General features: G+C 47.9%; 8 protein-coding genes. 1 reads left to right on the top strand and 7 read right to left on the bottom strand.

Translation table 11 applies throughout. From position 1 onward, the window contains the following. The 7 genes from WCO51_06605 to WCO51_06575 all read right to left on the bottom strand — a co-directional run. A partial coding sequence (locus WCO51_06605) for a class I tRNA ligase family protein (GenBank protein ID MEI6512931.1) occupies positions 1-1,238 on the bottom strand: 1,238 nt, incomplete at its 3' end. 116 nt (positions 1,239-1,354) lie between these two features. Beyond that, positions 1,355-2,191: a carbon-nitrogen hydrolase family protein gene (locus WCO51_06600; protein MEI6512930.1), complete on the bottom strand. Its 837-nt coding sequence runs from the start codon at positions 2,189-2,191 to the stop codon at positions 1,355-1,357. Between the two features lie 165 nt (positions 2,192-2,356). Continuing rightward, positions 2,357-2,674, bottom strand: a complete 318-nt coding sequence (locus tag WCO51_06595) for a DUF5658 family protein (protein ID MEI6512929.1) — start codon at positions 2,672-2,674, stop codon at positions 2,357-2,359. A 142-nt stretch (positions 2,675-2,816) separates the two neighbouring features. Further along, positions 2,817-3,089, bottom strand: a complete 273-nt coding sequence (locus WCO51_06590) for an FmdB family zinc ribbon protein (protein ID MEI6512928.1) — start codon at positions 3,087-3,089, stop codon at positions 2,817-2,819. 80 nt (positions 3,090-3,169) lie between these two features. Then, positions 3,170-4,267 carry a uroporphyrinogen decarboxylase family protein gene (locus WCO51_06585; protein ID MEI6512927.1) on the bottom strand — a complete coding sequence of 366 codons (1,098 nt, stop codon included), beginning with the start codon at positions 4,265-4,267 and terminating at the stop codon, positions 3,170-3,172. 13 nt (positions 4,268-4,280) lie between these two features. Further along, positions 4,281-5,285 (bottom strand): tryptophan--tRNA ligase, encoded by a 1,005-nt coding sequence (gene trpS / locus WCO51_06580; protein ID MEI6512926.1) that lies wholly within the window; start codon positions 5,283-5,285, stop codon positions 4,281-4,283. 296 nt (positions 5,286-5,581) lie between these two features. Then, entirely contained in the window at positions 5,582-7,630 is a 2,049-nt protein-coding gene (locus WCO51_06575) for an S-layer homology domain-containing protein (GenBank protein MEI6512925.1), read from the bottom strand. A gap of 300 nt (positions 7,631-7,930) precedes the next feature. On the opposite strand from WCO51_06575, the gene WCO51_06570 reads away from it, so the two are divergent. Further along, positions 7,931-8,526, top strand: a 596-nt coding sequence (locus WCO51_06570) for a RibD family protein (protein ID MEI6512924.1), incomplete at its 3' end; no start/stop codon positions are given.

Here is an 8,526-nt window from a genome sequence, read left to right as displayed (position 1 = left end):
CGAATATTCTCCATCCAATTCAAATAGACGCCTACATACCGATCGGGAATAAAACGAATTCGGCCTTCTTTGACCACATCGATTGCCGGTTTAGCGATATCGGCCATGTTCGCAAACCACTGTTCGGACAGCAGCGGCTCGATGACCGTATGACATCGGTCACAGATACCGATCGCCAGTTTGTGCGGCTCCACTTTATCGAGAAGGCCAAGCTTTTTAAGGTCTTCCACAATCCGCTCGCGAGCCTCGTACCGGTCAAGCCCCTGGTAGGACAAAAGAGATTCATTTTCTTCTTGTCCAAGTTCAGCGCGGAGAGCGCGGGTGTCGATCGTGGCGTCTTTGGCGATAACCACGGGCATTTGGAGATTATGGCGTTTACCTACTTCGAAATCGTTCGGATCGTGAGACGGAGTAATTTTGACTGCCCCGCTTCCAAATTCGGGATCAGGATAAGGATCGGGTACCAGAGGGATGCTGCGATTGACCAAAGGCAGTCGAAGGGTCTTGCCAACAAGATGCTTGTAGCGGGTGTCCTCCGGGTTGACTGCAACCGCCACGTCGCCAAGCATAGTTTCGGGACGAGTAGTCGCCACTGTCACATAACCTGTTCCGTCTTCAAATGGATAACGGATATGCCATAAGAAGCCGTTGCGTTCTTCGTTAGCTACTTCGATATCAGAGATGACCGTGCGGCATCGGGGACACCAGTTGACCACTCTTGAACCGAGATAAAGCCGTTCGTCATTCCACCAACGCACGAAGACTTCGAGGACGGCATCGGCATAATCTTTGTCCAGCGTGAAGCGAAGGCGCTGCCAATCATAAGAACAGCCCAAACTCTTTAGCTGGTTAATAATTGTGCTGCCGTAGACATCGACCCATTCCCAAATCCGCTCGATAAATTTCTCACGGCCGAGGTCATAACGGGATGTATGATCCTTGCGAAGTTCTTTCTCTACCACGTTTTGGGTAGCAATACCCGCATGGTCAGTCCCAGGGAGGCAAAGCGTATTGAGGCCTTTCATCCGGTTCCATCGAATGAGGGCATCAATTATGCTGTGGTTGAGCGCATGCCCCATATGAAGAGAGCCGGTTACGTTGGGCGGAGGAATCGTTACAGAGTAGTACGGCTGGTCGGGATTTGGTTCAGGGTGGAAATATCCACGCTCTTCCCACCACCCATACCATTTACTCTCGACCTCTTTAGTCTCATAAATCTTAGGAATACCGTCGTCCATTATAATAACCTTTCCTGCTTCATGTCTTCGAAGCCTATCTAGTGCGTATTGCGTAGTACGTATCCGGAATCCGGAGAATACGTAATACGCACTACGCAATACGTTCGCCTAACTCCCTATCCGCCTTCGTAGCCTTTAGCGGCTAGCATGGGGGCTATGTCGGCGCCGGTGGCGGAGACGGGCATGATAGGGACATCGACATTGACTAATGCCTGAGCATTATCGCCATAAGGACCTTGGGCTAAAAGTGTTCCGCATGGGCCGATTGCCATCGAACAACCAATGCACTTGCGCCCTTTCCACGGTCCGCCTATCATCCAACCGACATTACTTACCCCGACAATTGACATATCATAAAGCTTGGCCAGTTCGGCATAGGAAGCTTTCCACATGCCGCCGTAGGGGTCTTTAACATTATCATGATTGGTATCAACCGCCCAGGCGCATGGGGATAAAATTATCCTAGCGCCCATTCTCCCTAACACATGACCGATCGCGTGCGAACTTGGAAAATTGTCAGCGCAAATGGCGAGACCAAAAGTTCCTATCGGGGTTTCCGCTACAGCTAGCGAGTTCCCAACAGAATACATTCTGGGGCCAATCATCAATTCATTTATTTTTCGGTGCTTAAGGAGAATTTCACCGGTTGGTGATATGAAGATGGCAGTATTAAAAATTCTCCCGTTCATACGTTCAACCAAACCTGCAGCAACGTAAATTTCAGCAGATTTAGCAGCGGCGACAATCACATCGCTAAACGGCCCAGGAATAGTTTGAGCAAGCTCGGCTGCGCAGGGATGGGTCCATCCTAAATCCAAACACTCAGGAAGGACTACCACGTCACATTTTTGCCTGCCGGCAGCGTTTATCATTCCAACGGCACGAGCGATATTCGCTTGAGGTTGCGCGCCCTCAACCATCATCTGCCCCATAGCTACTTTTAATTTACGCATTCATGAATTATACCCGTGTGATGCTTAACCAGGAAACGAACTTGTCTCTATGCTTCGTCCTTGAGGTACTTACGGCAGACATAAACGATCGCAGGGTCGGAACGCTTAACTGAGCGCCCCGACCCTGCGGCCTGACCTGTATCCGACATGAAAATCTACTTTCAGTTACCTTAAGTTCGCCGCCGTGAACCAGATACTCCAAACTCCAACGTAGCTAACTACTCCAATCCGGAGCCATCGGCGGATAAAAATTTCGTCATGTTTGCGATACCACTCGGTAACACTGACGGCAAGTACAATGGTTGCAAGTTTAAATGCGATAAAAGGTGTCCACCCTATTTGCAGGAAATAGTTCATGATCGGGTTCATTTCTCTGCATAAGCCCATTCCAATAAGAATAATCGTACTAATCAAATCGGCCATAGTCACGCCGATTAGCCATAAGTTCTCTTTCATTAATCTTTGCTTCATCATTATTTGCATTATCTTCCCCCCTGTTTTAAGAAAAGCAACCATCATGCCAATTAGCTCATTAGGATGCAAAAGCGCTAATAACCTATTTAGTTTGCTGGGGAAGGAAAAAATAAAAAAGGGAGAGTACCGAGTTCTCTCCCTTTGAAGTTGACTACTCCTTAAGATCACAACTGCTGCATGCCGGCTTGTCGGGGTTGCCGGGACAGCTTGCTGGTTCCTTTGAAGCAGCAGGATCTGCGCCGTTTCCACTCTTATAATCATTCACATGGAAACCGGGGCCTTTAAACATGATCCCAACAGGGTAGAATACTTTCTTTACTTTGCCGCCGCAGCTTGGGCATTCTTCCACTGCTGGGGCATGAGCGCTATGTACAACATCAAATTGATTTTCACATTTAGTGCATTTATATCCATAAGTAGGCATTCACATCACCTCATTCATCTTCTATAAACATACCTTTAGCACTCGAACTTGTCAAGTGCTAAACCCCAGAACAAGTATGCTTAGCCACCATAGAAACGTTCGGTGACCTCATTTACAAGCTCGCGGAAGTAAAGATAATTTTCATAAGGCACGTTGGGCGGAATTTTATGGTCGCAAGCGGGGATATAACCGCCATCGGCAAAACACGCTTCGAGTTTGGGAACCACCTCTTTGCGAACATCTTCTTTCGTCCCTGCCAAAGCTCTTTTATCGATGCCTCCAAAGAAAGCCAACCGCTTGCCATACTCTTTTCTAATTTCAATCACGTTCATCCCGCTGGCCACTTCCATGGGCATGACCATGTTAATCCCTACATCCAGCCAGTATGGAATTAGTTGCCGTATATCGCCATCCGAATCAACGAGCGCAACTTTAATACCGGTGGAAGTGACAACATCCATTACCTTTCGATAATAGGGCGAACAGTACTTTTTGAACATGGCTGGCGAGATCAAAGGCCCGCCTTTGTATGCCATATCCTCCCAAAAACAAACATAATCCAACTTAATGCCATAAGAGAGAACGCGCTTGAGAGTCTGCAGCGATAAATGGGTGATGCTTTCAATCATCTCCTCGATGAGAGCGGGGTCGTCATAAAAAAGAGTGGACACATTCTCAACCCCCCACCAATTGCGCATATATCCATAGGAGCTGCCAATCCAGATGCCCAAGGGATACTCTTGGCTATTATATTCATCCACTCTGGCTTCAATATCAGGCAGTCGGTCGGGAATGTCGGGATCTAATCTCCACTTCCAATCAGTTTCCCAATCCTCACGCGATTGCAGTGGGTAACTTAACCATTGCGGCATCCCAGGCCCGCTTTGGTCTTTCTTTCGGCGGACAACCTCACGCCCTTTAGCTTCGATGATGTGCTGATCAGTCTCTTCAATCACCCGTAATGGATAAGCGGGAATTGGCTCGAGATTGACATTGACACAGGGGCTGGCAACGATGAAATCAATGTCGAAGTACTTTTCCAGATCGATCACATCGGCAGGAAGTCCTTCACGTACCCACCTCTCGTTAGTCGCGTCAAAGCCAAATAGCTCCCCAGAAGCCGGTTTGTCGGGGGAGCCGAAGGTAACGGTTTCGATAAATCGTTGGCGTTTGGTCATCAATCTTCTACCCCTAGAACTTCATCGCTTCGCGGACCAGTTTCATCGTCGCTTCGGCAGCGGCGCCTGCTTTTCCCGCTCCATCTTTAAGCACCTGAGCTACATAATCTTTGTTTTCCAATAGCTCTTCACGCTTCTTTCGAATGGGGTCGAGCATATTATTCAAAATCTCGGTTAACTCTCGCTTATTCTGCTGACAGCCCCGCACGCCTTGTATATCTTCGTCCCATGAGGTCTTGTAGCCCTCCGAATCGTAAATCTTACGAAGCTTGCAGACTACGCAGTTCTCAGGAATACCCGGGTCGGTCTTGCGAATTTTTGTTTCGGTAGTCACCATCTGCTGAACTTTCGCCGCAACCTCTTCCGCCGTATCCGAGATGAAAATGGCGTTGCCATAGGAGCTGCTCATCTTGCGGCGGTCTATACCAGGAATATTGCCGGTTTCTTCCGGAATTAAAGCCTGCGGCTCTGGAAAGACCTCGCCATAGATACCATTGAACCTTCGGGCTATCTCTCGTGTAATCTCTAAATGAGGCGCTTGATCCTTGCCGACAGGGACCACATTCGCACGATACATAAGAATATCGGCTGCTTGAAGGAGAGGATATCCAAGCAATCCATAGGAAACAAACTCTCCCACGTTTTCTTCGTTGTATTTATCTGTCAACGTGGCAATTTTATCTTTATAAGTCGGCTGGCGTTCGAGCCACCCGACAGGGGTAATCATCGATAGCAGCAAATGTAGTTCAGCATGTTGTTTGACATCGGATTGAAGGAAGATCGTACATTTTTTGGGGTCAAGTCCGACCGCCATGTAGTCAATGGCCAACATGTGGGACATTCGCGCTATCTCTTCAGGTTCCTTGAAAAGTGTCGTATACGAGTGCCAGTTCGCCACAAAGGAATATTGTTCAAACTCATCCTGCATCCTCACCCAATTCCGAAGCGCCCCTTCCAAACGTCCAAGATGGATCAGCCCCGTCGGCTGCATCCCACTCAAAGCAATCTGTCTAGCCATATTCTATCTCCCGCTTTAATTACCTACGCATAGTTTTACCCCACATGCGGAGAATGGGGAAGGAATTAGGTGACAGGTTTTAGGTGATAGGGTTCGAATTCACGAAAATGTCCCCATATACAAAGGCAGGAAGATGAGCTTATAGGCACCGGCACATCCCGTGGTGGTTCGCTAGCTTCGCAGGAAGGACGAGTGTGGTTGATGACGAAAGTGAAAGGCAGACCTTATGGCGCTTCGTTAACCTAAAGTGCAGGGCAAATTTAGGATAGAAGTTGCCCTGCACGGTTATTGATAAGCTAAAACTTGACGGTGACTTGGGTTACTAACAGGCCGCCGGATGCGTTGTCTTCAAGGGAACCTGGGGCATTGAAACGACTTACTCCCTTGGAGTCATAGTCTACAACTTGGTACATAATTTTCAATAAGGCATCATTGCCGAGTTGATAACCCATGCCGACAGTGTAGTAATTTTCGCGTGGTTTGCCGCCGGTGAATTCAGTGGCGTTATTGTTCTTGAGGTCCCACATAACGCCTTCCCAACCGGCTGACAAACTCCATGCGGAGTTCAAATGATAGGTGCCATCAACGAGCAAGCGGGTGATTTTGTCTTTTGTCGAGAAGCCGACTAGGGTGGTACCAGATTTGTTCTGTCCTGTTCCCTGATAGAACTCGCCGCTAGCAGACAACATGAAGTCATCGTTGAACTTGTAATGAGCATCCGCAGTAAAGCCTTTGATGTCAACCGGGTTGTACCAGAAGCCGATGCGTCCCCAATAACCGGGGGCAGCAAATAGGGGGCGAATTTCCTTATATCCTGCGCCGATATGGAACGTATCCCCGCTGTTATAGCGTAGTCCACCATCAGCCGCCCAGTTGTTGCTGGAAACTATGTTGCGATTGTTGAGCAGCACATCGGTTTGAGCATATTCAGCTTTCACTGAGAGGCTGGGCAGTATTTGGGCATTTACGTTTCCACCCATAATAGCAACTCGATTGAATGGCATGCCATATCCGTCTCCAAATAGAGGAACTCCATCCAAAACGATATAAGTTAAACCTAGATTTGCAGATGATGTCAGACCAACCTTAAGCGCTGCGCCTAATGTCGTGTCAACTTCAAGAACTCCGTCCTGAAGGCCGGTCGGTCGGTTCGAACCGGGTTCGAAGAATCGAGTGGATGCTTTTGCTAACCCATCAACATAATAGGAATTTGGAAACTGTCCCGCAGTGATACGTTGGTAGTTTTCTGTATTGGTTGCAGAAATGTTATTATTCTTGCCGCCGAACATGTCTAATTTGACCGCGCCCCAGTCAAAACCGAGTTTGGCGCCATCAAAGTAGATGTTACCGTTATCGTAGCGAGGCACATCAAAGTACCAATCCGGATCGACACGCTTGAAGGTATATGGAGAAACTTGATAGCCTAATCGGCCTAACTGAGCGTTAACGCCACCGTGCGTGCCAATAGCAAAACCGACATTGGCGCTATAAATGGCAACGTCTTCCACATCCTCTATTCTTACTCCACCGGGGGGGGTGAAGCCGATGTACGTTCCGCTACTTCCGAAATTGAACGGTTGAGTGGCAGACCCGAGATAATTCAGGTAATTACTGACGATAAATTCAGCGTTGGCAGTCACCCCGTTTCCAAAGTCGCCTTTTACGTTCATGCCTAACTCATGGACGATGTGCAAATCGTGAATGGGATTGGTGGTTGGCTCTAAGGTTTTTGTATCAACCCCAAAAGCGATACCGTTTAGGTCAATGCCGATATTGTCTCCAGAGCCATGTCCAGCTCGAGCGCCAAAGAAAAGGTCTCCGTGGATGTCAATGGGCTGGGGTCGCTCTAACAGTTTTTTAACAAGCCTTTCCAACTCAGTGGTTCTAGCGGTCAGTTCCGGAACACTGACGCCCAAGCTGGCCAGTTCTTTCTCAAACTCTTCTGCCAACTTGTTGAGGCGAGCGATATCGTCCTTAAGCAACGCCATCTCCGCGAGCTGCTCTTTCAAAGCAGTCAACTCAGCGGTGACACTGTTGCCTGTGCTGGTGGTTTCTAAAGCTTTGATGCGCAAAGAGAGGGAGTTGACCTCACCGATCTTTTTGATAAGATTCTCATACATTGCTCGGGTAGCAGTCGCGAACTCATAGCGAGTCATCGGATGATTGCCCAGAAAGACTTCGCCGGGATAGCCCGTTAATAGGCCATCCGCCTTCAAAACCTTGATGTCTTCATAAGCCCAGTGAGCAATGGGAACATCTTTAAACATATCATTTTGTGCCTGAGCCATAGGCGCCAGCACGGCTAGCGTTAGGCTTAGCACAAATAAACTGATTATAACTTTCATTATCCTTATCATCATACTTTTTGACGACCAAACAAAGTTTTTACTACTGCGAAATAACTCATATAACTTAGGAACCTTCTAATATATTTTCCCGGACGACTTTGCCGGACGAATTACCACTATATCATTGTATCAGCATACTCGTCAATAATTTTAAGTGTACACATGATTTGATTCTTCCACGAAATAACGAATGCCTGTATAATAGTAGAAATAGGTTTAATTCAAAGCCAGCGCAATGAGGGTTGGGATCATAGCTATTAAGCAGGAATTTTAATAAACTTTTAGAAAGATAAAACCATGAAGCGATTGATGGATTTCATTGAACCAAATATTGATCCTGAACGGCTTTACGAACGGTTAAACTTCCCCGATCCGCCGGAAGATCGGCCTTATATTTTTATCAATATGGTTGCTTCGGTTGACGGCAAAACCCTCTTAACAGATCGCGGCACGACAGCGAAAGGGTTGGGTAGTCAAACCGATCAGATACTCATGAGAAGGCTTCAAAGAAACGCCGATGCGGCGCTGATTGGAAGTGAAACCCTTCGGATCGATCCAAAACTCCATTATCCTGAAGGGGTTTTGCGGGTAACCATGACCGCTTCCGGTGACTTACCCCTCCACACACGCTTCTTTACTGATGAGCCCGGCCAAGCAATTGTGTTTGCGCCTAGAAGTGTGGATAAAGAAAAGGCTGCCGCCATCCGCAAAACCGCACGGTTACATCTTTGCGGAGATAACAAATTGGATGTGCGCCAGATGGTCAGCATCTTACGCAGCCAATACGAGGTCAAACACCTCCTATGTGAAGGCGGCTCAACCGTTAATGGCTCCCTATTGGCCGCTAAGGTTGTCGATGAACTCTTCCTAACAATCGCCCCGAAAATCAGCGG

Source organism: bacterium, from assembly GCA_037131655.1.
Classification (GTDB): domain Bacteria; phylum Armatimonadota; class Fimbriimonadia; order Fimbriimonadales; family JBAXQP01; genus JBAXQP01.
Note: the sequence above shows the minus strand (reverse complement) of the source record. Positions and strands in the feature narration are given on the sequence as shown.

What these genes read in the sequence shown, in the direction of transcription:
- WCO51_06585 (MEI6512927.1), bottom strand. Translation starts at nt 4,267, where the DNA reads ATGACCAAACGCCAACGATTTATCGAAACCGTTACCTTCGGCTCCCCC.
- trpS (MEI6512926.1), bottom strand. Translation starts at nt 5,285, where the DNA reads ATGGCTAGACAGATTGCTTTGAGTGGGATGCAGCCGACGGGGCTGATC.
- WCO51_06575 (MEI6512925.1), bottom strand. Translation starts at nt 7,630, where the DNA reads ATGAAAGTTATAATCAGTTTATTTGTGCTAAGCCTAACGCTAGCCGTG.
- WCO51_06590 (MEI6512928.1), bottom strand. Translation starts at nt 3,089, where the DNA reads ATGCCTACTTATGGATATAAATGCACTAAATGTGAAAATCAATTTGAT.
- WCO51_06595 (MEI6512929.1), bottom strand. Translation starts at nt 2,674, where the DNA reads ATGCAAATAATGATGAAGCAAAGATTAATGAAAGAGAACTTATGGCTA.
- WCO51_06600 (MEI6512930.1), bottom strand. Translation starts at nt 2,191, where the DNA reads ATGCGTAAATTAAAAGTAGCTATGGGGCAGATGATGGTTGAGGGCGCG.